This window comes from Methylobacterium pseudosasicola, assembly GCF_900114535.1.
Lineage (GTDB): Bacteria > Pseudomonadota > Alphaproteobacteria > Rhizobiales > Beijerinckiaceae > Methylobacterium > Methylobacterium pseudosasicola.
Genome location: NZ_FOTK01000054.1, coordinates 1 through 25,775, shown reverse-complemented (window position 1 = coordinate 25,775; position 25,775 = coordinate 1). Strand labels below are relative to the sequence as shown.

The following is a 25,775-nucleotide window of genomic DNA, read 5'->3' as shown; positions in this document are numbered from 1 at the left end:
GGCCGTTGAAGAACATGCCGGAGCACGTCGTCCCGAGAGCACCGCCGGAGTTGTCAGCGGTTCCCAAGAACGACAGCGTGCGAGCGACGAAGTTACCCGACGTGTCGACGCCCTGGATGGTCAGCGGAGCGAGCACGTTGACACGCTGTCGCATCGTCGCGTTGCCGAGGAGATTGATCAGCGTAGCGTTGCTGTTCATTCCGCTGATGACGGTGTCGATAGACTGCCGCGCTAGGGCGGGTGTCGAACCGTCGTTGGCGTCGTTGCCGTTAGTCGGGTCGATCCAGACCGTGGTGACGGCCGGGCGGGCTGAGATGACTACGTTGATATCGGAAGCGACCGCACCGACGAGCCGCGCATTACCCGCTGCGTCAATCTCGGCCTCGTGCACAGTGCCGCCGACTATGTCGCCGATGGCGGGAGCAACGCCCGTTCGACGTTTGATCGCCGAAGCAATGCCGTTGATAGTCAGCGTGGGCGCCGTGGTCGCGTTTGCTGCGCTCCCTGGCACCTTGAACCGGAAGCGCATGCCCTCGACCAGCGCCGCGACTGCGGGGATCGGGGCGATCGCGAGGGCGTCTGGCGTCCCCGTTGCTGGATAGCGCCCGAGGAGGCTCGAACGGACCGCCTTGAGCATCTGCGCCACGTCGGCGTTGGTCGGCGCAGGCATGCCCATCGCTTGAGCCGCGGAGATGATCGCCACAATCTCACGCTGCGTATTCTCCGGCACGGCCGGAGGGAGCTTGGATCCTTGGCGACCGGACGCCGTATCCTTGCCCACATACGAGGCGTTCGGGTCGGTCGAGCCGGACGGTGGGTTGTACAGCATCGAAATCTCCAGGCGCGCGGAAGCGGCCGCTCGGCGGGGCGTCTTGAATGAAGCGAGGGTGGGCCGCGCTAGGCGGCGACGTCGTAGGAAAATACGAGCCGGGTGCTCGGTGGTGCGAGCGCGTTCAGCGCGCATTCCAAATCTACGGCGGGCACGAACCCTTCGAGGGGGTCGTAGTCGCACTCGCCCTCGTCCATCCGGAACCAAGTCTCACCAGGTGATCCCACGTGGACGACCCAGTATTGCCAAACGGACTGGTCGGAGAGCTCGTCGCCCGCGCTCGCGTCCGTCGGCACGACGAAGCCTTCGATCGGCTCGCCGTCGGCGCCCATCTCGTCGTCGTCGCAGCAGAAGAAGGTCTCCTGGATCGCGTCGCCGACGCACTCGGACACGTCGCACAGGAACTGCGTCGGCTCCTCGATCGTGACCGCGTATCCGAGGCTTTTGGCCAAGCAGACGAAGTAGCCCGGCGATTGACCGCCTACCGAGCCGAACTTGGCCCGGACCGCGGCCTGTCGCACCGGCAGGCCGCCCAAGCCGGACGAGCACGGGCCCGGCAAGCCGAGTTCCTTCTCCCAGTCCGACAGCGTGTAGGTGAGCGCTGACGGGAAGGTCTGGGTAGCCGCCGTCCAGTCGAGACCGAGGTGGTTGGCTGCCCAGCCCGAAATCGCGCGCCACACCCGGCGCTGGACCGGGGCGGCGCCCTTGCCGTCGCCAGTCTCATCCGTGCCCCAGGCCGGCCCACGCGGGCATAGCGGCAGGATCTGCGGCAGGAGGCTGTCGGCGGTGGGCTGCGCCTCCTGGTCGGCGACGGATGGGGGATCCGTTGGCAGGTCGTAGCAGGGCCAGCCCGAGACGATGTCGATCATCGCGCCTCAGTCCTCGCCACTCAGAAAACGGCGCAGGTTTTCCGGGTTGGACCAATACGCCTCACGCTCGGCGTTCAGCGCACGCTCACATTGGGCTTGATCTGCATTGCGAGCTGCGGCCTCCCGCTCAGCCCTGACTCGCACAGCCGCTTCGCGAGCGCGCAGAGCTTCCGGATCAGGCGCGATCGAATACCCACTTGGGACACCTACATCCAAGAAATGCGTGGGCTTGATCGTGTAGCCCCCCTGATAGGAGTCGACGCGCCACGAGCCATCATCCCGGCGGGATGCTGTAATGGCGCGCTCATCCCAGATTTCATCGCCCAGCCCGCTCAAGCCAGAATTTTCCGGATCGAACACGACGGCGCGCGTCAGCTTTTGCGGGCATTCAGCGATCGGGCGCCAGCGCATCTTCGCCATGGGTTCCTCAGTCCGTGTAGGCGATGGAACCGAACACCGGCAGATTACCCGACGTGAAGGTCAGATCGGTGGCCGGCGCCACGCGGCGGTGGCGATCCTCCCCGGTGGCCCGGCTGATCGCCTCATCGATCCAAGAGGCCGAGAACACGAACGGCGCCGAAGGCTGGCCCGGTCGCGCCCGGTCGGTGAACGTCGCTTGGATCTCGGCCGCTACGGCAGCACGGATGTCGGTGGTATCGGGGCTGAGCCCGCCGATCACCACGTTGACCGCCTGCGGATTGGGGGCCGAGACGAAAACGCGGGCAGTGACCGGCCGCCGGATCGGGTCATCGACGTAGGCCTGGGCCGCCGCAACTTGGCCGGCGGTCGGAATGCCATTCGGCTGATCCGAGACCGTGAACTGTACCCAGACCGAGCGCGTGTCGTTCTGGAAGCTGTCGACGAAGACGGCGGTCGCGGACGGGACCGCGGCCAAAACCCACTCGATATAGTCCGGGATCGAGCCGCCCTGGGGCGGGTTGCGCTTGCGATAGAGGACACGCGCGCGGAAGCTTTCGGTGGTCTCCTCATCCGTACCGCCGGACAGGCCGGTGCCATCCGAGGCCACGGCGACCGAGCAGGTCGTAGTCAGCCCGATCGGAGCATCGTCTGGATTGACCAGCGTCAGGAGCGTGCCGGCCGCTGCGTCACCCGCGGCCGCCGCGACATCAGCCTCCAGGGCGAGGCTGACGCTATTGCCGCTCGCAGTTGCGTTTGCCACCACCGAGTAGGTCACGCCATCGCCGCGGGCATACTGCAGGCCGATCGGGATCACGGTGCCGGGCGTCGCCGCAGCGGTCGCCGTGCCCATTGAAGTGTTGGCCGGCTCCGGCTGGAGTCCGAGCTCGAACCCGTGTCGGATCAGCCAGACGCGCTCGGCCGTCGAGGCGAAGAGCTGCCGCACCAGCCACGCGCGACGCTGCTCCATCTCGAAGCCGATCAGCGCAAGAACCTTGCTCTCGATTCGCCACACATTCGGCCAGAGCTTGGTCGCGGTCCCCTGCACCGACTGGACGAAGGCGCCGGTCGCCTCTGCGGCCAGCTGGGCAAGGGACCGGATCGTGTAGCCCGCCATCAAGCGCCTCCGGTGGCGAGCTTCCAGATCAGGTCGAACTTCGCGGCGTAGACCTGCGCGCCGTCGCGGCCGTAGAGCGCGATGGCGAGCCATAGGGTGTCGTTGGCGTAGTCGGGCGTTGCGGTGGCCTCGATCTTCACCGCCAAGCCCTGGGCCTTCAGCGGCGCCAGCGCGCGCTTGGCTTCGGCCTGGGCCCACATCGCGGTCTGGTCGTTCAGGTCTTTCCGGCGCAACAGCCAGAGCTTCGAGCCCAACGGCTGCTCGCCAGCCGTGGAGTCGACGTCGAATCCGTCACCCGGCCAGCCGCGTTGATCACCCGCCCGGCCGGCATCGATCTCGTAGCCTTCGACCCGCACATCCGAGAACAGCAGCGCGATCACCGCCGTCTGCAGTGGGTTCCTCGCCTCCAGTCCGCCCGGACCGTCAGCAGCGGTAACAGCAGGGGCAAAATCGCCGCGCACACCATAGCCAGCACCGGCCCGGGATCCATCGGCCTTCAGCCAGACCAGATCCGGCGGCAGCGAGACCACGCCCGCGTCGGCGAGCGGCGTCAGGGTGAGCAGCATGACGGCTCCGATCAGGTCTTGGCGAACACGACCGAGGAAGGCCCGGCCTGCGTCATCACCGGAGAGCCGCCCTCGCCGCCGAGGTCGACACGGCCCGCGGTCACCGTGACCGTCATGTCACCGACCTTCACCACCACCTTGTCGGAGCCGGTGATCTCGATGGTTTTGCCGGTGATCTTCTGCGGCTTGTCCTTGGCGTCGTGCCAGATGCCGTCGTCGCCGAGGTAGCGGGTGATATTGCCTTTGTCGTCGTAAACGGCCTTCTGCCCGGGCTTCAGGTTGCGCGGGCGGGATGGGGCGTGTTCGAGGCCGAGGGCTGCGTTGAGCAGGCGCCCGCCATCAGCACTGCCGAATTGCAAACCCATGCCGTGCGAGCCGACCGGCGGGTTCGAAGACTCGCCGAAGCTCTGGATGCGCGGGACCTTTTTCAGGGTCTCATTCGGCAGACCGTAGAGCGTGAGCGTCTGCTGGTCGCCGCTGTCGTCTGCCTCGACGTGCTCGATCCGGAACAGCCGGCCGCCCATCAGGCAGATCCTCTTTTGCCGAACGTGCCGTAATCCGCTTCGACGCCGTCCAACCCGGATCCAGCTGTGGCCGGCGCTTCGCTGCCTAGGTCGGCATCCTCAAGTCCGCCGCCGATATTCTCATTCCCAGTGCCGCCGCCATCGCCAGCGCCAGACCCCGACCCCTTGCCGCCGGACTGCGCGCCGAGCGTGCGCGGATCCACCAGCGTAAGGTCCGCCCATGTGCCGGACCCCTCGCCCTCGCCGACAACCTGGTTGAAGGTCACGGTCGAGATTGCGAGGTCCTGATCAATCTTGTCGCTCGCCATCTTCACCGCCACGAGGTGGCCGGGCTCCCAGAGTTTGCCGGCCTCGTCACGCCATGAAGCGACGCAGGTGATGATCGAGATGCCGGATCCGGAGCGCCGCAGCTTGCGCCACTTCGCGCGGCGCTTCAGTTCCTTTGAGGTGTCGGATCCTTCATTGAATAGGATCTCCGGGCGATAGCGTTCGACGCTATCGTCCTGCTCCGTCTCTTCCTGTCGAAGACTGTCCTTGTCGGTGCCGAGGCTTTTCTGACCGCGCACGTGGATGTGCGAGCGCTTGTGCTTGATCGACAGCCGAAGCTTGATGCTCTCGATCGGCCGCTCACCCTCGACCAAGGCGCCTGCATGGCGCTTGCCGCCGGCCCGGGTGATCTTCACCCGACCGTCGGGCTGCCCCATCAGCAGCAAAGCCTCGCGGCGTGCCTCGCGCTCAAGGGTGACAAAGAACGGCTGGCCCGGCACGTGCTGAACCATCGGGATCTTGGACAGCGTCTGGTCCGTGAAGAACCCGATGCCGAACTCATCAAACTCCTTGGCGACGCCGAGCAGGTCCTTCTTCTCGACCAACCCGGTCTTGTGCTTGGTTGGCGGGCAGTCAAGTGCATCGCCCGCTTTGGACCTGCCGGCGATGCCGACATCCCGGCGAGCCCCCTTGCCCGTCTCCGACTCGTACTCATCGGCGTAGCCGGTGCACATCAAATCGCCGCCGCCACGAGCCCCAACATCTTCGTCCGGCGTAGCCCGGATTTCGACGAGGCCTCCACGGCGAACGGCATCGGCCTCATCAGACCAAGCTGGGTTCGTACAGCGGAGCGAGAACGAGATCGCCGCGGCCTCGGCCGAGCGGGTGATGTGTACGCCCTGCCAGCCCTGAAGGGCGTGGCCCCCCACGATCAGGCTGACGATCTCGCCGACCTCTCCGTCCATGGGTCAGGCCTTCGGAGCCAGCGCTTCGAACGACGCCGGCATATGGAACGGGGTGCCGACGCGGTTGCGCGCCACCAATTCAGGGGCGCGGCTCGGGTCGGCGTAGAGCGACCACGCGAGTGCAGTCGACGGAAATGAGCGACCCGCCTGGGCCCGGATCAGCGGCTGCAAGTTGCCGGACAGGTCCACGAGGTGCGCGCAGGTCTGGTTGGCCGACGTGGTGAGCACGAAGGCTGCGGGCTGGCCGAGCGCCGCCGCGACGCGGTCGATGGCGCCCTCCAGCGCCGTGGTAATCCGGTCCCGAGCCGCGCTCGCGGCCTGGCGGTCGCCGAACTCGGTCCGGGCTTCACATAAGAACGCCTCACCCAGGCAGGCGGCCTCGACGCCGACGCACAGGCCCCGGGCGAGGCTGTATGCCTGCGTCAGGACCGGCGAGGCGCTCGACGGCACGCACGCCCGCGTGGCCGCCGCAGCATCGTAAAGACCCGCGCTGGCGTCGGCAGGATCAGCATCCCGGGCGGCGGCCTGCACGGTGACGATCAGTTCGGCTGCGATCGCGGCAACATCCGCGAGAACAAATAGCCGAGGCGCCGCGATGCTGGCGATCCGGCGGCAGGTCGAGAGTGAGGACTGCGCCGTGCCGGTTGGCAGCGGCAGTCCCCGCACGAGGCCGGCAACGACGTTGGCAAGTGCGACTGCAGAGACGGCCGCGCCGGCGACGGCGGATGAGGGAGGCGAGGCCATGCCGGACCCTCAGAATGGCGGCAGGAAGCCGACGAGCTCGTCGGGCACGAAGGCACTGATCGCATCCGAGACGATGCCGCCGAGCGTATCGAGCGCGCCCTGGGCGATGCGGTCCCCGAGCGCGATCGGCGATGGACCGCCAGCCTCGGACCCCTGCTCAAGGAATTTGAGGTCGAAAGCGACCTTGCCCATCTCGGTCTTGCGGTTGTTCGTCGAGCAGCCGACGCAGTGCACGATCACCGGGTCGGAGATCGGCAGCACCAGCATGCCGGCACCGGGGGTCGAGCAGCGCTCCACGAACGCCATTGCCTCGGCATCGGCATCGTCGCCGACGATGTAGGCCGTGACATGGTAGCTCCGAGCCTTGCGACCCATGTCCTCAGTGCCGTGGGTCTCGGCCCTGGCATAGGGGTGGACCGCGACGAGACGACCGGACTCGCCGATGCCTTCGTCCTCGACATGAAACGGAAAGCCCTTGAACGAGGCTCCTGGGATCGTCTTCGGCCAATTCCGCACTGGTCAGCGCCCGCCCGTCGGCAATAGCCGCGCCATCTCGCGCTCTACCTCGGCCAGCAGGTCAGTCTCGACCATCCGGTTGAAGGTCGCCGCGGTCTGGCCGCTCACCAGTTCGTAGGGGATGAACACGCCGGATTTCTCCTTCATAATCTTCCCGCGCCAGCGCCCCCCGTCGACGTTGACGTAGACCTGACCGTTGAGCTTCGAGACCATCTGGCGCCGCCCGCGTGGGCCGGAGCGCCGAAACCCGCCCTCGACGAAGTCTGCCTTGCCGCGGACCGTGGCCGCGACGCCGCCCGCGACCTCGTGGGCTCCGAAGTAGCGGAACGACACCTCGCCGCCTCGGGTAATGAGCATCACCCGCGGGTTCTGCGGCGAGGCGCGGTAGGGGCGCACCGCCTTGTCGATGATCCGCCGCGTGAGGCCGGTTTGCTTCACGAGCGCCGGCACGACCGCGCTGCGGGTCTTTGTCAGCATCCGATTCAGGACGTTGGCCTGAGCGTTCGGAAGCCGCTCACCGAACGCAGCGAGCGGCTGCATCATCTCGCGAAGGCCGGCGGTCTGGGCGGTGATGTTCAGCATGGCCGCCCTCAGCTCCAGTCGCTCAAGTCTTCCTTCGCGCCGGGCTCCGAAATGCCCATGTCGGCGGTGAGGCCGCCGCGGCCGCGCATCTTGATCGACGTCGCCCGAAGACCGCTGCGCCGAAGCCCGGTCACTTCGATCTGACCGTGGAAGCCCGCGTTCTCGAACTTCTCGGCCGCCGCGTGCATGCGATCGGCTGCGGCCTGGAGATCGGCTTTGCTACCGGTCCCGCCTCCAATGCCGCCGGCTGGCGGATCCGGGATCTCTAAACCGCTGCGGGTGATCGACCGGATCGAGCCGTCCGGCATCTTCATCGTGCCGTTGCCGAGGTCGAGACCTTCCTTGCCGTCGAGGCCCTTGATGAGGTGAGGCTCGCCGTCGGCCGTCTTCGGGGCCACCGGGCCACCCTTGTAGTTGAAGCCCTCGCGCGTCCCGACGCCCGCAGGCCCCCGACCGAACCAAGGTGCCCAGGTCTTCTTCCGACCGGCATACCCGAGCGCGAAGTCGATCTGCTCCTTCCAGTGCTGCGGGTCTCCCGCGTGGTGCCCGGTGGCGCGGGTGTACTCGGTGCCGAGCGAGCCCCGACCGCCGTAGTGCAACTGAAAGGGCCCGAAGCTGGTACCGTTATCGCCCGGGGTCATCCGCACGCCGGGGATCGAGCCTCCGAGCCCTTCGCTCGCCGCGATGCGCAGCGCAATGTTCGGGTCGATGCCGTTCCGGATCGCCGCCTCGCGAATGTAGGCGACCATCTCGGGATTGGCGCGGGAGAGGACGCCGCGGGCGTGCGCGAGACCTGCGCCGCTCCCGCCGCCGCCGAAACTACCGCCCGCCCCTCCTACACCGCGGCCTGCCCCGCCGCCGAAACGGGGAATGCCCCCGCCGATTCCACTGAGACCCGAACCGCCCCCGGCGCCACCGCCGGCGCCGCTGCCGAAGCTGGCGCGCTGGATCCCCCCGCCGAAGCTGCCACCGCCACCGAAGCTGGCCTTCTGGATGCCGGACCCACCACCACCCGAGCCGTCGCCGGGCACGAAGTTGATCGGGATATTGATGCCGGTCCCGACCGCCTCAATGATGCGCTGCAGCAGGGTCTTGCCGGCCTCGGTACCGGTCTCGGTGGCCTTCTCCTTGAAATCGTCGAGCATGGCCGGCCGACGCGGCGGCAGGGGCGCGTCGACGATGCCCTTGCCGATGTCCTCGCCAAGCTTCTTGCCCGTCTCTTCACTGGCCCCGGGGGTCGTGAACAGCGAGGTGATCCAGTTGCGCAGCCAGGGCTTCTCGGGGCCCAATCCTTCCATCGGGTTCGCCTCAAAGGCACCGCCGGTGGCCGGATCGACGCCGATGGCGCCCTTCTCGGCCATGACCTTCGGCATCTCCTGCATAGTCGCGCCGATCGCGACGCCGGCGCCAATCGCCGTACCGGCAACGATGCCACCCAGACCGAATCCGGCAAGCGCTGGCGCACCGGCGGTGGCCATCGACTTGACCGTATCCGGAACCGTGCCGCCGGAGAGGCGGATCGCAGCCGCGTCGAGCAAGATGGCCGAATGGTCCAAGGCCGCCGCCGAGGTCTTCAACCCGAAGCCGCTGCTGAGCGCGTTGTAGACCGCCGCCGATGCGAGGCCGGCACCGGCCAGGCCGGCGCCTGCCGCAACCGGCGCTTCGAACTTAGCGATGTCCGGGTGGGCCTTGTTGAACTCGTCGATCTTGAGGGACCACGATCCGATCCCCGCGGAGATCGAGTCGAGGGCGTGCGCGGCCTGCACCATCATCGGCGACGACAACACGCCGAGGAAGGTTTCCAGGGACTTGCTGACCGCACCCATGCCCGCGTTGGGGTCGCTGCGATTGAGGTCTACACCGGCAGTTCCCAAGGCATCATGATAATTATGCGCGTGAGCTTCGAAGCTCTCCCGCTGCTGGATGAGCTTCGCAACGACGTTGGCGCCTGTGCCGGTGAAGTTCTTCTGCACCCAAGCCATCTGGTCGCTCTCGGACTTGATGCCGGCCTTCTCCAGGTGCGGCAGCAGGACCGTGTAGACCCACTGATCGAGGTCAGACGCGGCGAGATCGTCGCCCTTCACCGCGTGCTTGACGCCGGCCTTCGTGCCCTTGACCTCGCCCGTCTTCAGGATGTCGAGGTTCTTCCGATCAATGAGGCCGACGCGGGCGAACTCCTTGGCCTTGGAATGCAGGTTCTGCATCCCGCCGACGATCTGCCGGGTTGCAACGTCGATCGAGTTGCCGGCGGTCGAGCCGCCCAGCTCCTGGCCGAGCGACTGCGCCGTCGTCATGATGAAGCGATCCGACCAACGTCCGCCGGACGTTTTCGAATACTTCTGCATCTCGTAGATGCCCTCGGGCGTGATGGTCGAGCCCATGACCTGCATGGCCCGGACGTAGCCGTCGAGCAGCTTGTTGAACCGCTCCGGATCCTTGGCTGCGCCAATCGCCTCAGCGCCCTTCACGAGCAGGTTCAGACCATGTGAGGCGGTGCCGGTCTTGTCCTTGGCGTCGAGCAGCGACTTAGCCCGGACCATCGGCTCAATGACCGCATCCACCTCATGCGGATGAGTCACCACCGACCGCATCTCCTTCCAGAGCTCCATCACGGAGGCCTGGGTCACGTTCTTATAGCGGACCGCGAGCTTCAGGCTCTCGTCCGTGATGTGCTGGCGCTCGGCGAAACCGATGCCGGCCTTGGCCATATCGACCCGGTTGCTCTGCACCTCGGCGCCGGATTTCGCGCTCTCGGCGACGACGTGGCCGACGCCGTGGACGCCGACTGCACCGCTGGCCACCGCCGCGCCCGCACCGACGAGACCATGCATGCGACGGTGGCGGGCGAACTCGGCTTCTTCCTTGGCGTGATGGGCCACGGCGCGGGCCGCCTGATCCTCGACCCTGATCTGCCGGCGCATCGCCTCGGTCGCGGCTTCGGTCGTGGAGCGAAGACGCTGCTGGTGTGCCTCCAAGTTGCCGAGGTCGGCCCCGAACTTTGTGGCGGACGCTTCGGCATGCTGGAGCGCTGAAGACTGCGCGGCGACCGCGGCGGTCGCCCGGCGGACGTCGCCCTCGGCCTTCTTCTGCGCGGCCGTGTAATCGCGCACCGCCTTGGTCGCGGCCTCGATCTGCTTGGCCTGTTCCGAACCCTTGGCGGCCTTCACGCCGTCGAACGCGGCCCGAGCGGCCTTCGCCTGCTCCAACGCCTTCGCGGCGGCCTGGGCCGCACCCGTGGTGGCTCGGAAACCGGCCTCTGCACTGGCGAGACCGGACCGCGCGCCCATCGCAGCGTTGACGGCTTTAGAGGCCTGCTCGACGTGCGAGAACTCCTTGGCGAGGTCCTGCAGCGGCTTGGAGACCTTCGAGACCTCTTCGAGCTTCCTGACGCTTGCGACAACGCTGGCGATCGAAGCGCTGGCACCCTTGTCCTCGCCCGAGATGATGAGACGGGCTTCGATGGTCTTGGCGGCCATTCAGAACCCTCTCACCGGCCGCGGCGCGCACTGCGCTCCCGCTCCCGTTCCCGGCGTTCAGCACGCTCGACAGCGCGCCGGTAGCAGTCCAGCATCTGCGCGAACGTCATGCGTCCGACGACGTCTGGTCCCCATTCGAGGTCGAAGACGAGGGCTTCCCAGACGCCGTCGAGCCAGCGGTCACCCTTGGATCGACGGCGAGGAAAAAACCGCAGATGGCGCCCTCGACGCGCTTGGTGTCCTTCATGCCGAGCTGCGAGAGGAGCGCGGGGTCGCCAGCCTGCTGCCCCTCGACGATGAGGCGCTCAGCGTAGTCCCGCACCCGGTCGGGGAGCGGCACCGGCCGGACCATGTCCGGATCCTCGGGCGACTGCGCCCAGACGTAAGGGTCGCCGATCAAGGTGTAGTCGTCCCACCGCGGCTCACGGAATTCCAGCTGGTTGTAGGCCTTATGGCCCACGATCCTCTGTTCGAGGACGACGATCGCGTTGGGCATCGTGGCTCCTGGCCGGGCGTGGCCTATCTTCCCGTCGCTCTGTCGGAGGGAAGCTCATATGCGGATGGTAATGGTCGCCGCGCTTGCAATGCTCGGTTGTTCAGTGGCCCGAGCGGATCAGTGCGACGTGCAAACAGCTGAGATAGTCCAGGCAACCGGCGCTCGATTCGATCACCGATCACCGAGCGGTGAAAACGTCTTTTTCAAGCATCCGCTCACGCAAGAGTTCGTCATGAACTGCCGCGACAAGATCGGAGTCGGCCCAGGCAACGTCAGCCTGTCATTCAATGGCGCTTATCCTACGCCAGGATATTTCGACCTCGTGGCTGTGGCCGCGGCTTCATCGCTCAAAGTGTCGCCTGCGGAGGTGCGATCTATGGCTGTGCTCTGCCACAAAACCGCGCTGACAGATTCCGATGAAATGGCCGAGGCGACATCAAAGATCGTCAAGGTAGAATGTCAGGCGTTCCGTCGAGACGGTGGCGGCACGCTCATCAGCGTGTGGCCTCCGCAAAAGGAGTAGGGGGCAAGTAAGCTCCCTACTCCATGATGAATCCTCACCTTGCGATACCACGCCTTCGCAGGCCTTGTCTCAACTCACCAATCCGTTTCGGCCAAAACATGCCACGCGTGACCATCCCGCGTCTTGCAATGCCTATCCCCGCCTGCCCTGCCATGATCCTCGCCGACCGATCGGGCATCGATCTCGCGCTACTCAATGCCTGCCGCGGCTAGCCATGCCGCGCCTCGGCTTTACGCGCCGTGCGTCTCCACGCCGGCCATGCCCCACCCCATCACGACTTTACGCGCCGTGCCTTTCCACGCCTGCCTCACCCGCCCTGACCGCATCTGACCAGATCACACCTTGGCATACGTCGCCTTGCCTGCGCCGCCCCGCCTTGGCGTGCCTCGCCATTCCGCGCCTGCCTCGCCGTGATCCTCGCCAACCGGAAAAGGCCATTCGGTTCCGCGCTACTCAACCGCCTGCCTCGCCATGTCGAAAGCCGACTGACCAAGCCCCACCATTCCTCGGCAGCCTCGCATGAACTTTCCTAGCTCAGCCCCGCCTAGCCTGCCGTGTCGTGCCCGGTGTGACCAAGGCACGCCATGCCGTGCCTCACCTCGTCTGCCGTGCCAATCGATTCACGCCGCAATCTGCGCCGTGTCCGTGTCCAGCTTCGCAATCATCGCCTCAACGTCGGAGGCTGCGATGCTGACGTGCTCTGCTGCGCTCTGGTAGCGGCTCCACCACGATCGGAGAGCCTGCGCCGCCTGCCCGCAGTGCTCGGCCATGTAGGCCGGGTCGTCCGGGTTCACGAGCAGATAGCCCCCACCGTTCTTGCGGCCGTCCATAGGGCTTAGCACCAAAGGCATGGCTGTTTCACGCACCTTCACGCTGCGCTTGCCGCCGTTGACCACCTGCACCGTAAACGTCACCCGCAGATCTCGGGCGAAGTCACGGGCCTGCTCAACCTGGTATGCGAGCGCTGCCTTTTCCGGGCTCCACTCGAACCAGCCATGGGCAGGATGCGAGTCGCCGGTGCGCCTCACTTCCTCAACGAAGAGCGCCGGGTTGTAGCGGCCGTTGTGCCGGACCGCGAACTCTTCGACGATCTTCTGGCGGAGCGCTTTGGTGAAGGTACCCATCACGCAGCCCTCCGAGCGACTTCACCGGTGTAGAAGGCCATCAGGTCGGCCGTGTCCGCATCGGCGTATTCGGGGTCAACAAGCGCATACTCTTGAGCGGCGCGACCGTGGTTCTTCACGAGGTCGTCCCACTCCGAGTCCTCATCGCCCTCGCCGAGCACCCGGAAGCTGCCGAACGCGCCCTTGCCCTTCTCTTGGCGGTAATCGCCGACGCCGACGAGGACGCCTGCGTTGCAGAGCAGGGTAACGACCGCCGTCACCGAAAGCTGCGGGACGATGAATTGGATCTCGATCTCAGCGCCCCAGCGAGGCAGGAAGCACCGCGTCCTGACGTCCGGGGTGCGGTTCATGTCGGCCGACCGCACCACATCCATGCGGAGCTGCGGCGTGCCGTAGAGCGGGGTGTGATCCCCCGGCATGAAGAGGAGCTTCTGCGTCGACGACTTGGTGACGCCCGGCGTCTCCAGCGCCGCCGTGCACATAGCGGCCTTCACCGCCACCACGCGAAGCCCGAGCGCCGTAGGGCCGCCGGCCAGGATCTCCGCGCTATCCCTGAACTCCGCGAGCGGATCGTGCTTGATCTCGACGCGCTCGGCCTTGGTCTTCTTCCGGCCGCCAGCAAGCAGGATCTGCTTCACCTTGGCCGGCATACGGTTCTGAAATATCGGCGTCTGCCCGATGATGCGCAGCTTCGTCGTACCGCGCCGCAACGGCGTGATGCTGATCTCGGCGCTGTCGGTCTTCGGTTTCGCTGCCATGGAAGTCTCCAGTGGCGTCCCGGCCGGCCAAGACCCGGACGCGAAGGACGGGGGATCGAAAGAACGATCACCGGGCGCCACTGAAGTGGAAACTCGAATGATCGCGTCTTGCCGCCTTGGCCGGGCGGTTCCTCAGAGAGGAAGGCGTACTCGCCTTTTGCTAGTATGCACGCGGAAAGCGTCATAGCAATAGGCGATGATAGCAAACAGCGATGACAGCGGTTATGGGCGCGGAATGACGCAAGACAGCCCGAGTCGCCGGCAAGATCAGTTCGTGCTCCGTCTCCCTGACGGCATGCGCGAGCGCATCGCCGACGCCGCGCGGGCCAACAATCGCTCCATGAACGCTGAAATCGTGAGCCGTATTCAGCAGTCGTTGGACGGACAGGCCAGTGCGACCGGAGCATTCGCTGCGGCTAAGTTGCAGCTCGCCGAGCGCCCGGTCAGCACTCTGTCGGATATGAAGAGCGTGGCCCTGGCTCTGGGTGAGATCAAAGACGAGATCGCCTCAGTCAGGCATCAGCAGAAGCAGATGCTCTCGCTGCTTGCCGAGAGCAATCACGAGCGCTCTGACAACGAATGAGACCTTAGACCGACCGGTACTGGTCCGATGCCACCGACATGCCGGTGACCTCGCCCGTGTCCGTATCGATATCCGGCTCGCCGACCCAGGAGCCCGACGTGAAGTAGTGGGTGCGCCCGGCATCGTCCTCGATGAAGGTCACGTCCACGTCCTGCAGGATCATGCCCGCGGTCCAAGTGATCGCCTGGGCCTTGCTGCCGCGGTCGAAGCTGAGCGAGACCATCGGCAGCTTCGCCTCGACCGTCCGGTAGGCGGTGCCGTCGCGGTTCGGGTCCGCCTTCGGGGTGGCCTCGGCCGGCTTGATGCTGGCCTTGCCGCGGCCGGAGAACCGCTGGCCGCCGATCCGCACGCTGTATCGTCCGCCTTTTGTATCCACGGCCGGGTCTCCTCAGGATGGTTGGGTCTGGTGCGGGATCGAGGCGCGCGGCCTCAGATGCCCTGATCGGATTGGTCGAGGTAGCTGGTCTGGTTGACCGCGTTGATCCGCAGCTGCGCAGCCGCCGTGATCGGCAGGTAATAGTTCGCCCGGTCGTTGGCGTAGTCCGGGAAGATCCGCATGTTCTGCACGAACAGGTCGAGCTGGCGGATGATGCCGGCGCGGTGCAGATCGGTTGCGGCGTGCACCGAAATCTGCTCCAGGTCGGTCGGCGTCACGACGCCCTGCAGGTTGGCCGGGTTGTCCTCCATGAAAGCCGACCGGGGATAGGTCCCGGCGATCTTGTTCTTGAAGTACCGAGCCGAGTACGCCGCGATCGCGATGTCCTCAATGTCGAGCCAGGTCCGATCGGACAGGCCGGACGGGTTCACCCGGTAGGTCGTCACGATGCGGTCGCACGCCATCTGGCCATCCGCCGTCGCGGTGAAGGTCGAGATGCCGTTGCGCAGCAGACTGTCGCGGTCCGCCTGGGCGAAAATCGCGTTCGGGTCCTTGGGCTGGCGCAGGCCGCGCAGGACGCGGGTCTGCATCGGCCGGGCGATCTCGACCGCGACGGCCAGCGAGCGCCCGAGGTTCTTAAGGAACGCGATCTCGCCGCCGAGCGAGGCCGAGATGCACCACGCCGCCTGCGGCCACTGGTGGATACCCGCCAGGGTCACGTGCCGGTCGTTGCGGGTCTGGCCGAAGGTCGTTTGCGTCGACAGGTTGCCGTGGTTGTGGGTGGTGTAGTGCCCGAGCAGTCCGACCAGCGGCGACGAGCGGCCGGAGCCAGCGTCCGACAGGAAGTCGCGCACGACGTTGAGCTGCGCGGTGGTCGAGTACGGGCCACACAGCCAGTCAGCGTTCTGGCCGCCTAGCTTGGCCAGGACAGCCGCGAGATCCACGTCGCCGGTGCCGCTGGCCATCGGGGTGATGGCGACGGTGATGCCCGGGACCTCCATCTCGTCGCCGTCGAGGCCTTCCTCGATGCGCCAGCCGTTGGTCTCAGTGCCGGGGTGGCGCGCGGTCAAGGTGACATCGGTGGCGGTCGCGGTGCCGCCAGCCTTCACCGCGCCGCTCACCGGGGCGAGCATCCGGACGTTGAACTTGGTGTAGCCCTGCGCGAACTTCGCCACGAAGGCGGCAGCTACGGTCGCGGCGGTATCGCCGATGCCGACGTTCACGTCGTAGCGCTCACCGCCGAGGTAGCGCGTGATCGTGCCGGTCGCGGTGGCCGTGCCGGCGAAGCTGAGCGCGCCGACGGAAGCCGCTGGGCTCGCGCCGACCTGCGGGGTTGCGTCGATGAACAGCATCTCGCCGAGCGGGTTCTGCTGGCGGGCGTACAGGATCTGCTCGGCGCCGATCGAACCGAGGCCGCACAACGCGTTCGGGTTCTGGCTACCGACGTTGATCGGCAGGCCGCGCAGGGCCGCGGGCGAACCCGGCAGCGCGCGGCCGAGGATCACCTGCCGCGAGGTGCCGGAATAGTTCGGCGGACCAGCATTGAACTCGACCATGAAGGCCGGCACGAGCACATCGCCTGGGGTGTTGTTGAACTCGACGGGGCCCTGGGGCATCGGCGGGGTCTCCAAAATTGAGGGGCGCCGTAGGGCGGTCCCGTGAGGGGATTACGAGGCGGCAGTGCGGGCGGCCTTGGGGGCGTCCGCCTGCGGGTTCTTGCCGGCCTCGGCATCGGCCGCGGCCTTGGGCTTCTCGGTCTTCGCGTCGGCGTCGTCCTCGTCGGGGACGTCCTTCACCTTGATGTCGCCCCGGGCTTCGAGCCGAGCCCAGTGCACGGACCAGTCGACCACGCGGCCCTCGGGCGGCAGGTCGGTCTGGCGGACGGGATCCGGGATAGAGGCGCCGGCATCGGCGGGCTTCACGTGCTTGCGCATCAGGGCACCTGCGGAAAGTCGATGGAGAGTTCGGTCGGCAGCGTGCCGGGCGCCGAATCCGGCACGACGACGGGCTGGGACGGCGGGGTCGTGGCGGGCGTAATCGCCCGTGCGAGGTCCTGAGCGATCTTCAGGCAGGTCAGGTAGCTGGCCGACCCCTCGGTCAGCGACTGGGCCACTGTCCGAAGGGGATCAGGCAGGGCGCCGAACGGGCCGGGCGGGACCGCATAGGTCTCGACGTCCTCGCCCTTGAGCTCGACGCGGAAGGTCAGCATGTGGATGGCAAGCCGCTCGCCACCGTCGTCCGGCGAGAAGCGCTGGGAATCACGCTTCGACACGCGCCGGGTGACGGCCGACATCAGGAGGCGGCCGGCGTGTGTCTTCTGCCGGGCCCGCGGATGCGGCATGCCCGTCGTCAGGATCCACTCGGCGCATTGCTCGATCAGGTCGAGCGCCGCTTCCAGTTCGCTGTCCGTCCCAGGCTGGAAGTAGAAGTCGCCGCCATCGGCGTCCTCCACGAACTGCGCCATGCCGATGTCGAGGACGAGGTTGCACGAGTCCTTGAAGGGGGCGCCGCCGTTCTGCGGGTTCCAGCCCTCGCCACTCAGATCCTCAGTCGACACGGTGATGACCGGGACCGGCTCCTTGTCGTCGAAATTGCCGATGCGCGAGTCGTAGATCCGGCCTTGGCACTGGCCGTCGATGACGGGATGGGAATTCAGGGCTTCGATCACCTGGAGGCGCAGGGCGGTACGCGCGAGGCTCATCGCGTCACCGGTGTGAGCGGGACCTGAAGGCCGGCACGGCCGCGGACGAGCGCCACGCCGACCTTGAAGACTTCGCCCGTCTTGATGCGCAGAATGCGATCACCCGCCGAGAGAAACGGGAAGCCGTCGTCACCCGGAGTGAGGCGAAGGTGCGGGCCATCGGCCGCGATCTTCCGCGTCGTATTGTCGGCCATGGCCCGGCCCTTGGCGTTCTGAGTCGAGCCAATGTCGCGGAAGGTCGCTCGGAAGGTGACCTGCGAGCGAGTGCAATCCGCCACTCGCTGGGCATTCACATCGGGGCGACCGTTCACCGTCGGAACGGCGAGCGGCTCCAAAAGGAAGTCCTCGCCGAAGAACGTGTCGAGCCGCCGAAGCGCGCTCGACCATTGCTCGTCGAAGACAGACATCTGGCTCAGGCGGCCCGCAGCGCCGCGATCACGTCGTCCTTGGTCTTGGCCTTGGACACGTCGACGCCGCGCTCGGCCGCCAGGGCGTCGAGCTCGGCCCGGGTCTTCCCGTCGAGACCGTCGGCCTCTTCGACCGGCTCCAGGTGCTCCGTTTCGCTTCCCTGGCCGTCATCGTCGGCCACGACGTGCGTGCCGGCCTGGAGCGCGGCCTGAGCCTCGTCCCAGCCGTAGTGCACGACCCCTTCCTTGCCCTTCTCGCGCAGTCGCATGATCGCCTCCGTCAGGTCGAGGTTGTGCCGCGCACGAGGAGCGCGGGGCGCTTCACGAACGGCAGGGGGTTGGACTCGGTGTGGATCTTCATGCCCTTGCCGAATTCCATCGGCTCCAGCGGGGCCACGAAGACCTCGGCGTCGGCAGCGTCCGGGGCCTGGTTGACCGCGCCCCAGAAATCGGGCGGGCACCAGTAGTTGACGAAGGTGTCGGTCGTCCCGATCGGGAAGAACCGTGCGTCACCCGCGGGGATGAAGCGCTGTGGAGTGGTGCGCGTCCCGTCTTCCTGCAGGTAGGAGGCGGCGCCGCGATACTCCTCGAACTCGATTCCGCCGAACCGGAAGCCCTTACGCACGTCATCGCGAAGGGGCTGCAAGCCGGCCTGATAGAATTTGTAGGCGTCCCGCACCGCTGGGCTGGAGACCAGACCTCGGAAGAACTCGGGCGAGCACAGAGCCTGGACGCCAGTCATGGTCTCACCGAGGAGGTTGTCCTCCATGTAGCCGGTGACCGACTGACACATGGTGACGGGATCGACGGCGCCGGCGCCGGTGGTGCCGAACTTGAAGTCGAAGACTTGCTCGGTCACCCCGAAGGTCGCGAACAGGTCGAGGAGCAGCGTGCCGTCGCTGTCTAGGATCCGACCCTTGATCGCGCCGACCCGCAGCGCCTCAAGCGTGATCGCGTGCTTGTTCCGCATCGTGATCAACTTGCGGTCGAGGAAGCCCTGGACCGTTTCGAGCGCGATGCCACTGACGAGACCGCCGCCGGTGATCTGGCCAAGTGCAAGCATATTCTGCACGTCGGACGCGAAGACGGCGTCGTCGTGCGGGATGTGCAGCACGTAGAACGGGATCGGCTTCTGATTGCCACGGGTGCCGAGCGAGGCCGGACCGCCGACCGGGCGGGTCGGCAGCATGTTCAGCACGCCGTTCTCAATGACGACGATGCCGCTTCGGGTCGCGATCGGCTCGGGCCGAAACAGGCCGAGCTGCTTCAGGCGCCCGTACATGTTGGGCACTTGGTAGACGCCCTGCGTCAGCGCTGCCGCCGAGAAGGCGTCCTGATTGAAGATATCGATCATGGTGGGCATCGGATCAGGCTCCCTGACGGACCTTGATGCCCACCGCGGCGAGCTGCGCGTTGGCCGCCGCTCGCTTGGTCGCATCGTTGACGGAAGGCCCGTGGATCAGGCCGGCGTGGCTGACGACCGCGTCGGTATCGACGACCACGGCCTGGACATCGGCGCTGGTCGCGTCGACGGGGAAGAGGAGGATGGCAGCAGAGGTCTGCGAGCCATCGGAGCCGGACGCGGCGTTCGGCACGAACTTGCTTGAAGCCGTGAGCTTGCCGAGCACCTGACCGGACAGAAGCTTGCCGGAGCCGGAAGCGATGATGACCGTGCTGCGCGAGCGACGGCCGGGCTCTTCGGACTTGAGCCAATCCGAGGCGACGGGGGCGGTGGTGAGCAGGGGCATGATCAGGCGTCCTTCACGAGGCCGGCGCGCTTGAGCGTGCGCTGCATCGACGACTGGGCTGCGGTGATGCCGGCGGTCGGGCCATCGGCGGCGGCGGTGGGCACGTGGGACGAGATCGCGGTCTTCTCCTCGGCCGCCACGAGCTTGTCGAAGAGGGCTGTGCGGATATCCTCGACGGACTTCCCTTCGGCGAGCATGGTCGCCGCGAGATCGGCGGGAATACCGGGGTCCTTGCGGCGGGCGAGCGCCACGAGATCCTTGGCCTTGCCAGCAGCGGCGATGCGGGACTTGGCGTCCTCGACGCTGACCCCCTCGGCGAGCATGCCAGAGGCCATCATCGGCACGCCGCCATCAACACACAGCTTGACGATCTCGGCCGCATCAGCGCGACTGACGGTCTTGTCCTTCGTCTCGGTCTGCGAGCTCTCGACCGCGGCGATCTGCTCGTCGAAGCCGGCGACATCGCGCGCGGCGGCATCGAAGTCGTGCTGCTCGTCGTCGGTCATCGACCGGCCGCGGGCTGCAGTGGCGAGTTTGGTCATGCGATCGGACGCCTTCGCGCGATCGCGACGAAGGCCGGCGAGGGCGTTCGGCATCTCTGCTCTCCTTGGTGGTGGTGGGCGCGAAGCCCGGTCCAGGCCGAAGCCGTGGATTGTGACGCGGTCAGCGCCGCGAAAGCCGAGCGGCCCGCTCGTTCGCGGCCGTCCGGGCGAGCTGGCTGTAGCTGCGCTCGTAGGTTTGGACCCGGTCGGCCATGCCGGCGGCGACCGCAGCAGCACCGACCTTGGAACCGCCGCCCCCGAAATCTGACTTTACCTTGGCCGCCGTGGTCTTCCGGCCTCTGGCGACGTCGGTGATGAACTGGGTCTCGATGCTGTCGAGGAGTGCCCGGATCTCGGCCTCGCCATCCTCGCTCTGAGGATCGGGCCGCTTATTCGGCGCGTTCGAGGACACGATCTCTATGGCCAACTCGCCGTTCGCGTCGGGCTCGACCTGCTTCGAGATAGCGGCCACCACGCCGATCGAGCCGACGATGCTGGTCTTCTCGACCACGATCTCGTTCGCGGAGGAGACGAGCCAGTAGGCCGCGGACGCTGCCGAGCCGCTGACGTGCGCCAGGACCTGCTTGGTGCCGCGCATGGCATAGATCTGGTCGGCCAGCGCGTTGATGCCGGTGGGTGAGCCGCCAGGCGAATCCACCATCAGCATGACGGCGCCGACCTCGGCGCTGTCCCGAGCGATCTGGAGATCCCGGGCGAGCATGGCGGCCGAGGTGCCGGTGCCGGACATCTCGGTCATCATGTTCGCACGTGGGAAGATCGGGCCGACGATGGGCACGATCGCAACGCCATCGCTGGTCAGCATGGTGTAGCGCGCGCCTTCAAGGCGCTGGGCAGTCGGGCCGGCCGCGGCCTGCAGGTCGAGCCGGAACCAGTCCTCACCCTCGGCGGAGCGGCGCGCGGTGCGGCCATCTCGGTCGAGGCTGGCGAGGCCGGCCATGAAGTGCAGGTAATCCGGGCGGATCGCCCACGGCTCGGCGGACAAAGCGCGAAGAGCTGCGGTCATTGCTGGTCTCCGCCGGGTTTCGGCTTTGGCGGGTTTGGCGGCGGCTCCTCGACCGGGTCGGCCGGGTCCGCCAGCTTCGTCGCCCGCCTGCCATCGCTGGTGTAGGAGAGGCTGAGATCGTCGGCCCTGTCGTTGTCGGCCTTGTTCTCGGCGTCGATGACTTCGGCGTCGTACCCGCCTTCAGCCACCTTCTGAGAGCGAGATGAGAAGCCCGCCTGGACCTCCATCGCCTTGCCCTGCACGTCCTGCACGGGGTGGATGTATGGCCAGGCCTGCGGGATCCACTTGACCATCGCGGCTTGGGCCCGGGTCATGCCTGGCGGAGGCTGGAGGGCGCCCGACAGCAGCGCGAGGTCAATCCAGCGATTCCAGACCGGTCGACAGAACTGGAACACCATCAGGTGGTGTTGCCACCCCTCGACGGAACGGCGGAAATCGTTGAGCGCGGCGCGCAGAGTCCGATCGTTGAGCTGGCTGTAGTCGCCGCTCAGCAGCTCGTAGAGCAGGTCCAATGCGGACGCGACTTGGCGCTTGGCCTCACGAACGAAGATCTCGAAGTTCGGACCAACATCCGGCGGGTTAGAGAAGACGATGTCCTCACCATCGGCCAGCACCTGAAGGGTAGCCGGCTCAAACTCGACCGTACCAACCCCGTCATCGTCCGGCGCGTCGGCGCCGAAAGGTCCACTTCCGGGCTCGCCGCTCTCGTCCTGAAGCGTCTTCTTGATGAAGCCGACGAGCCGCGCGGCGTTCTTCTTCCGCATCAGCTCGGCGTCGAGGTAGCCGTCGAGATCGTACAGAATCCGCAGGGCCCGGGTCAGCCACGGCTCGCCGCGCTCCTGCCCAGGCCGAGCGGCGCGAAACAGATGGCAGATGTCCGCTGCCGGCACGAGGACGGGCACGAACGAGTCGCCGGTGATGATGCCGTCGCCGGGATGCTCGCGGTAGAGCCAGAAGCCTGTCCGCTTCCCGATCGCATCGTACTGCACGCCCTGGCGGATACGATTGGTCGGGTCCGTGTTCAGATGAGGACAGTGTTCACCTTCCATGACCTGCAGCTGCAACGGCACAGGCAGGCCATCCGAAGGCAGCCGCGTGCGCAGACGCGTGAAGGTTTCGCCACCCTCGACCATGCCGCGGGCCGCGAGGTTCTGAAGACCGTAGAAATCGTGCGCGCCGACGCTGTCGGCCACGTCGGTCCACTCGAGCCAGAGGGACTGAACAGCAGCGCGATAGGCCGCGTCTTCTTTCTTGACCCGCTTGGCCTCAGCCTTAGACAGGTTACCCGTCGGGCGGGCGGCCATACTGCGCGGGGTGATCCCGGTGCCGACGATGTTCGACGTCAGCTTGTTGACGGCCGAGCCGGCGTAGGGATTGCGGCGGACCTGGTCGCGGCTCTTCCGGCGCAGCTCGTCGAGCGCGTAGATGATCGCGGTTTTCGGCCCGTAGAAGCCTACCCGCCACGTCCGCGAGCGGCGTCCCTGGCCGTTTGCGACGTCATAGGCTGGCGCTTCGTCCCGGCCGTACCCGCCATCCAGATCCATCGCGACCGGTTCGACGTACTGCGCGGTGCCCTTCACGCGGAAGCGGGCACCGTAAGTCGTGCGCTGAGCTACCACCCGCTGCGCCCGGTCATGACGACCTGCCGGGTCCGACGCGGCACGACGGGGCTAAGCTCCAACTCCAGATCGCGCATCCGAACAAGTAGGTCGGCGCGCGCCTGCCGCATCTCAGCGTAACTACGGTACGTGATGCGGCCGGTATCGTTGTCCTCAAGGGTGAGAACCCCGCTCGCCATGGCGCCGTCGAGGGCGGCAAGCTGATTCCGGAGGTTGGCCAGGAAGGCGATGCGTTGGTCGATCATCACGGCCTCACCGACGGTTCGTGACACGGCTGCGTCGGACGGAGCGCCGCTGCTGATCTCTGGTCGCCAGCGTGTTCGCTGCGACCACAGGGGGCACGATGGCTTCCTGTGTCGGCTGCCGCTCGATACCGAGCACCGCCTCTAGGTCCCGCCAGTGCCCCTCGCGCCACCGGTCCCAACCGCGCATGGCGGCGAGCCCGCGGGCGTAGTTCGCGCAGTCCAGCCACTCGTTGCGGCGACCGCCGATCGGCACCCACTCGCGCCGGGTGCGGCCGCGGTTCGTGCTGACCACGAGCTCCTCGGCCGTCAGCTGCTTGACGCCGTCCTCGGTCACATCCCGGGGGAGGTGGACGAAGCCGGCCGGGAACGCCTCGCCGCCCGGCGGGCGGTGCAGGGCGAGGCAGCCCATCATCTCCTGCTTGGCGAACGACACGCCGATGCGGATCGTCTTGAGTCCGCGCCGAAGCTTCTTGCCCGCCGCGTTGGCGTCCTTGGCGCCGACGCCAAGGAAGGCGCCCGCGTAGCTGTCCGCGCCGTCGATCGCGTGGACGTTGCCGCGGCCGGCCTGAGACCGGACGAAGGCGTAGACCTCAGCGGTGAAGGCGCCGGAGTCGATACCCCAGTCCCGCACCGCCATCGGGGTACCGGTCTCGTGCTCCCATGTCTCATCGAACAGCGCTGCGAGTTCGGCCCAGACCGGCGCCCGCCCGGTATCGCCCGGGAGCACACGGTGCTCGACCAGCCAGCGCTCGCGGTTGCGGCCGAAGCCCCAGACGGTGACCTCAAGCCGGTCCTTCTGGACATCGACGCCGCCGAACAGGATCAGCGCACCGCGGCTCACCGTCCCCGTCAGGTAGGTGTCGCGGCGGGCGTAGACATCCTGCCATTCCGGCGTATCCGCGCCCTCTTTCCAGGTGCGGGCCAGCTGGGTGTTGAAGAAGGTCCGCAACGCCTCCGGCCCCCGGCGCAGCGCCCGCGCGAACTTGGCCACCGTCTTCGTGATCGTCTGCTTCGGCGCGTACAGCTTCGAGGCCACGCCACCGGCATGCTCATTCGGGACCGCCTCGGTACCGCAATGCGCGCACAGGGCACGGCGCACACCGTGCGCCTCGGGGCCCCAGCGCTCCGGCGTCTGATACTCGCCGCAGCAGGTGAACGGTCGGGTCTGCCGCCACTCGACCTTGCGCAGCGCCACGAGGCGGTGGGCCTCGGTCCAGGGCTGCTCGCACGCGGTGCACTCGTACCGGGCGGTCTCGGGCAGGATCCGGTCCTGCGGGTCCTTGTCGAACTTGACCCGGTCCCACTCCAGCGACTGCCACGTGCCGCAGCCCGGATGTGGGCAGCACACGTAGGCGCGGCGCTGGTCGCTTTCCTCGTAGCTCGCCTCGATCGCGCTGCGCCCGGCAATGGTCGGCGAGCAGGTCAGCACGGTCAGGGCGTTGGCCTCGAACTCGGCCTGTCGCTCAACCGCGAGATCGATCGGCGGACCCTCGCCGCCGGCCGAGGCCGGAAACTTGTCGATCTCATCGCAGCCGAGCAGCCGGATCGGCCGCATGGCCAGGTTGGTCGGGCTGTTCGAGCCGACGAGCGTGATGTGCCCGCCCTCGAACTGCTTGTGATCCAGCGTAGCCCCGGCGTCCTTGGCCTTGGCTTCGCCGAACAGTGTGCGCAGCACCGGCGTGTCTCGGATCATCGGCGCGAGCCGATCCTTCGAGAAAGTCTGGGCCGCGTCGTCCTTCGGGAACACCAGCAGCATCGGGCATGGATCGAGGTGAGCGAACCGCCCGACGATGTTCTCGATTACCGTGGTTTTCAGCAGCTGGGTGCACGCCATCAGCGTGATGGTCCGCACCCCCGGCTCGGTGGCCCACAACATCGGGCCACGCGCGACCTCGACGCGGGAGACGACGAACTTGCCGCCGTTCGAGGATTCGCGGCTGAGCCGCCGATACTTCTCCGCCCACTCGACCACGTTCAGATCGGGCGGCGGGGTCATCCCGCGCCGCCACGAGGCCGTGAGGCTGGCCGTATCAGCTGATGCTGGCGTCTGGCTCGGGCTCGCCGAGCTCGGCGATGTGCTTGCGGACATGGGCGGTGAGGATCGTCGTCAGCGTCCGCGCATCGACATTCAGCTCGTCCGCCATCTCGATCGCGACCCGGGCCGGCCAGGTCATCCAGGCGTCCCGCAGCTCTCGGGCCGTGTCGAAGAAGAGCTTCTCGGCAGCGCCGCGGTCGACGAGGCGCTTGTCGTTCTTTAGGACCTCCTGGCGCCGGAACAGCCCGAGGTAGTTTTCCTTGCGCCGCACCGCCTCATTGAGCGGCAGGTCCTGGGCGTCGGGGTCGTAGGCGTCGACCTCGCCATCCATATCGGCAGGGCGCGGCTCGGGCGAAGCGGGTTTGGCTGTCGGCTCCGGTTTCCGCTCGGGGCGTTCCCGCGGGTCCGGTTCGTCCCTCTGAACCGACCGCACCGGGCGGTGTGTCGTGCCGCCCCGGTAGTTCGCCGGGCGCTGGTCGAGGTTCCACTCGGTGGCTTCGACGTCCACGAGGCCCGCGGCGGTCATCACCAGCAGGCCTTGGCCCTTCCACTTCGTCACCACCGCCTTCGAGACGCCGCGGTGGCGGGCGAACTCGGCCTGGGTCAGGGCGGAGGGGCGTTCACTCTGGGCGTTCACCGTTCACCGTTCACGGGTTTTCGACCCTCAGCGCTAGGAAGGGGCCGCGCCTCTACAGCCCGTAGCCCCGTCGAGGTGGCAGGGT

31 protein-coding genes are annotated in these 25,775 nt (G+C 67.1%); 3 read left to right on the top strand and 28 right to left on the bottom strand.

Annotation, left to right across the window (positions count from 1 at the left end):
• The 11 genes from BM228_RS29535 to BM228_RS29490 all read right to left on the bottom strand — a co-directional run.
• Positions 1 to 829: hypothetical protein (locus BM228_RS29535; protein ID WP_208612125.1), on the bottom strand; the 829-nt coding region annotated here is incomplete at its 3' end.
• A 68-nt stretch (positions 830 to 897) separates the two neighbouring features.
• Positions 898 to 1,698, bottom strand: coding sequence for a putative phage tail protein (locus BM228_RS29530; protein ID WP_092046298.1), 801 nt, complete (start codon positions 1,696 to 1,698; stop codon positions 898 to 900).
• 6 nt (positions 1,699 to 1,704) lie between these two features.
• Positions 1,705 to 2,118, bottom strand: coding sequence for a hypothetical protein (locus tag BM228_RS34190; RefSeq protein WP_139234255.1), 414 nt, complete (start codon positions 2,116 to 2,118; stop codon positions 1,705 to 1,707).
• Between the two features lie 7 nt (positions 2,119 to 2,125).
• Positions 2,126 to 3,232 (bottom strand): baseplate J/gp47 family protein, encoded by a 1,107-nt coding sequence (locus tag BM228_RS29525; protein ID WP_167367861.1) that lies wholly within the window; start codon positions 3,230 to 3,232, stop codon positions 2,126 to 2,128.
• Positions 3,232 to 3,798 carry a phage GP46 family protein gene (locus BM228_RS29520; RefSeq protein WP_092046295.1) on the bottom strand — a complete coding sequence of 189 codons (567 nt, stop codon included), beginning with the start codon at positions 3,796 to 3,798 and terminating at the stop codon, positions 3,232 to 3,234. The genes BM228_RS29525 and BM228_RS29520 overlap by 1 nt, the downstream gene beginning before the upstream one ends.
• An 11-nt stretch (positions 3,799 to 3,809) precedes the next feature.
• Positions 3,810 to 4,322, bottom strand: a complete 513-nt coding sequence (locus BM228_RS29515) for a phage baseplate assembly protein domain-containing protein (RefSeq protein WP_092046293.1) — start codon at positions 4,320 to 4,322, stop codon at positions 3,810 to 3,812.
• On the bottom strand, positions 4,322 to 5,554 hold the full coding sequence (locus BM228_RS29510; RefSeq protein ID WP_092046292.1) for a phage baseplate assembly protein: 1,233 nt from the start codon (positions 5,552 to 5,554) through the stop codon (positions 4,322 to 4,324). Before BM228_RS29510 ends, BM228_RS29515 begins: the two co-directional genes overlap by 1 nt.
• 3 nt (positions 5,555 to 5,557) lie before the next feature.
• Positions 5,558 to 6,298, bottom strand: coding sequence for a hypothetical protein (locus tag BM228_RS29505; RefSeq protein ID WP_092046290.1), 741 nt, complete (start codon positions 6,296 to 6,298; stop codon positions 5,558 to 5,560).
• Between the two features lie 9 nt (positions 6,299 to 6,307).
• The gene (locus BM228_RS29500) at positions 6,308 to 6,814 is read right to left on the bottom strand and encodes a DNA circularization N-terminal domain-containing protein (RefSeq protein ID WP_092046289.1); all 507 of its coding nucleotides are present in this window, start codon (positions 6,812 to 6,814) and stop codon (positions 6,308 to 6,310) included.
• Positions 6,815 to 6,817: 3 nt separating this feature from the next.
• Positions 6,818 to 7,396: a hypothetical protein gene (locus tag BM228_RS29495; protein ID WP_092046287.1), complete on the bottom strand. Its 579-nt coding sequence runs from the start codon at positions 7,394 to 7,396 to the stop codon at positions 6,818 to 6,820.
• 8 nt (positions 7,397 to 7,404) lie between these two features.
• Positions 7,405 to 10,104, bottom strand: coding sequence for a hypothetical protein (locus tag BM228_RS29490; protein WP_139234254.1), 2,700 nt, complete (start codon positions 10,102 to 10,104; stop codon positions 7,405 to 7,407).
• On the opposite strand from BM228_RS29490, the gene BM228_RS34185 reads away from it, so the two are divergent.
• Positions 10,066 to 10,428, top strand: a complete 363-nt coding sequence (locus BM228_RS34185) for a hypothetical protein (RefSeq protein ID WP_139234253.1) — start codon at positions 10,066 to 10,068, stop codon at positions 10,426 to 10,428. The two genes, BM228_RS29490 and BM228_RS34185, sit on opposite strands and share 39 nt — an antisense overlap.
• A 550-nt stretch (positions 10,429 to 10,978) precedes the next feature.
• Here BM228_RS34185 and BM228_RS29485 read toward each other — a convergent pair.
• Positions 10,979 to 11,368: a hypothetical protein gene (locus tag BM228_RS29485; protein WP_092046284.1), complete on the bottom strand. Its 390-nt coding sequence runs from the start codon at positions 11,366 to 11,368 to the stop codon at positions 10,979 to 10,981.
• A gap of 70 nt (positions 11,369 to 11,438) precedes the next feature.
• On the opposite strand from BM228_RS29485, the gene BM228_RS34180 reads away from it, so the two are divergent.
• Positions 11,439 to 11,891 carry a hypothetical protein gene (locus BM228_RS34180; protein WP_139234252.1) on the top strand — a complete coding sequence of 151 codons (453 nt, stop codon included), beginning with the start codon at positions 11,439 to 11,441 and terminating at the stop codon, positions 11,889 to 11,891.
• Between the two features lie 620 nt (positions 11,892 to 12,511).
• Here BM228_RS34180 and BM228_RS29480 read toward each other — a convergent pair.
• Both BM228_RS29480 and BM228_RS29475 read right to left on the bottom strand, forming a co-directional pair.
• Positions 12,512 to 13,015: a hypothetical protein gene (locus tag BM228_RS29480; protein WP_092046282.1), complete on the bottom strand. Its 504-nt coding sequence runs from the start codon at positions 13,013 to 13,015 to the stop codon at positions 12,512 to 12,514.
• On the bottom strand, positions 13,015 to 13,854 hold the full coding sequence (locus BM228_RS29475) for a hypothetical protein (protein WP_139234251.1): 840 nt from the start codon (positions 13,852 to 13,854) through the stop codon (positions 13,015 to 13,017). The genes BM228_RS29480 and BM228_RS29475 overlap by 1 nt, the downstream gene beginning before the upstream one ends.
• Positions 13,855 to 14,068: 214 nt before the next feature.
• Between BM228_RS29475 and BM228_RS35945 the strand changes: the two genes are divergently transcribed.
• Positions 14,069 to 14,356, top strand: coding sequence for an Arc family DNA-binding protein (locus BM228_RS35945; RefSeq protein WP_425285020.1), 288 nt, complete (start codon positions 14,069 to 14,071; stop codon positions 14,354 to 14,356).
• A gap of 4 nt (positions 14,357 to 14,360) precedes the next feature.
• On the opposite strand, the gene BM228_RS29465 is transcribed toward BM228_RS35945, so the two are convergent.
• The 14 genes from BM228_RS29465 to BM228_RS29400 all read right to left on the bottom strand — a co-directional run bounded on the left by BM228_RS29465 (position 14,361) and on the right by BM228_RS29400 (position 25,690).
• Complete coding sequence (locus BM228_RS29465) at positions 14,361 to 14,732, bottom strand: phage tail tube protein (RefSeq protein ID WP_092046277.1); 372 nt, start codon at positions 14,730 to 14,732, stop codon at positions 14,361 to 14,363.
• A 53-nt stretch (positions 14,733 to 14,785) separates the two neighbouring features.
• Positions 14,786 to 16,348 carry a phage tail sheath subtilisin-like domain-containing protein gene (locus BM228_RS29460; RefSeq protein ID WP_092046275.1) on the bottom strand — a complete coding sequence of 521 codons (1,563 nt, stop codon included), beginning with the start codon at positions 16,346 to 16,348 and terminating at the stop codon, positions 14,786 to 14,788.
• Between the two features lie 51 nt (positions 16,349 to 16,399).
• A complete protein-coding gene (locus tag BM228_RS29455) occupies positions 16,400 to 16,666 on the bottom strand; it encodes a DUF2635 domain-containing protein (RefSeq protein WP_092046274.1) in 267 nt (88 codons plus the stop codon).
• Positions 16,666 to 17,433: a hypothetical protein gene (locus tag BM228_RS29450; RefSeq protein WP_092046272.1), complete on the bottom strand. Its 768-nt coding sequence runs from the start codon at positions 17,431 to 17,433 to the stop codon at positions 16,666 to 16,668. The genes BM228_RS29455 and BM228_RS29450 overlap by 1 nt, the downstream gene beginning before the upstream one ends.
• On the bottom strand, positions 17,430 to 17,840 hold the full coding sequence (locus BM228_RS29445) for a hypothetical protein (RefSeq protein ID WP_092046271.1): 411 nt from the start codon (positions 17,838 to 17,840) through the stop codon (positions 17,430 to 17,432). The genes BM228_RS29450 and BM228_RS29445 overlap by 4 nt, the downstream gene beginning before the upstream one ends.
• A 5-nt stretch (positions 17,841 to 17,845) precedes the next feature.
• Complete coding sequence (locus tag BM228_RS29440) at positions 17,846 to 18,109, bottom strand: hypothetical protein (protein WP_092046269.1); 264 nt, start codon at positions 18,107 to 18,109, stop codon at positions 17,846 to 17,848.
• A gap of 11 nt (positions 18,110 to 18,120) precedes the next feature.
• The gene (locus tag BM228_RS29435; protein WP_092046268.1) at positions 18,121 to 19,203 is read right to left on the bottom strand and encodes a major capsid protein; all 1,083 of its coding nucleotides are present in this window, start codon (positions 19,201 to 19,203) and stop codon (positions 18,121 to 18,123) included.
• A gap of 4 nt (positions 19,204 to 19,207) precedes the next feature.
• On the bottom strand, positions 19,208 to 19,588 hold the full coding sequence (locus BM228_RS29430; RefSeq protein WP_092046266.1) for a head decoration protein: 381 nt from the start codon (positions 19,586 to 19,588) through the stop codon (positions 19,208 to 19,210).
• Between the two features lie 2 nt (positions 19,589 to 19,590).
• A complete protein-coding gene (locus tag BM228_RS29425; protein ID WP_092046265.1) occupies positions 19,591 to 20,184 on the bottom strand; it encodes a hypothetical protein in 594 nt (197 codons plus the stop codon).
• Between the two features lie 67 nt (positions 20,185 to 20,251).
• Positions 20,252 to 21,154 carry a S49 family peptidase gene (locus BM228_RS29420; protein ID WP_092046263.1) on the bottom strand — a complete coding sequence of 301 codons (903 nt, stop codon included), beginning with the start codon at positions 21,152 to 21,154 and terminating at the stop codon, positions 20,252 to 20,254.
• A complete protein-coding gene (locus BM228_RS29415; RefSeq protein ID WP_092046301.1) occupies positions 21,151 to 22,698 on the bottom strand; it encodes a phage portal protein in 1,548 nt (515 codons plus the stop codon). Before BM228_RS29415 ends, BM228_RS29420 begins: the two co-directional genes overlap by 4 nt.
• 68 nt (positions 22,699 to 22,766) lie before the next feature.
• On the bottom strand, positions 22,767 to 23,018 hold the full coding sequence (locus tag BM228_RS29410) for a phage head-tail joining protein (RefSeq protein WP_092046262.1): 252 nt from the start codon (positions 23,016 to 23,018) through the stop codon (positions 22,767 to 22,769).
• Between the two features lie 7 nt (positions 23,019 to 23,025).
• Positions 23,026 to 25,014: a phage terminase large subunit family protein gene (locus BM228_RS29405; protein ID WP_244537377.1), complete on the bottom strand. Its 1,989-nt coding sequence runs from the start codon at positions 25,012 to 25,014 to the stop codon at positions 23,026 to 23,028.
• A 34-nt stretch (positions 25,015 to 25,048) separates the two neighbouring features.
• Positions 25,049 to 25,690, bottom strand: coding sequence for a hypothetical protein (locus tag BM228_RS29400; protein ID WP_244537376.1), 642 nt, complete (start codon positions 25,688 to 25,690; stop codon positions 25,049 to 25,051).
• Positions 25,691 to 25,775: the final 85 nt, after the last annotated feature.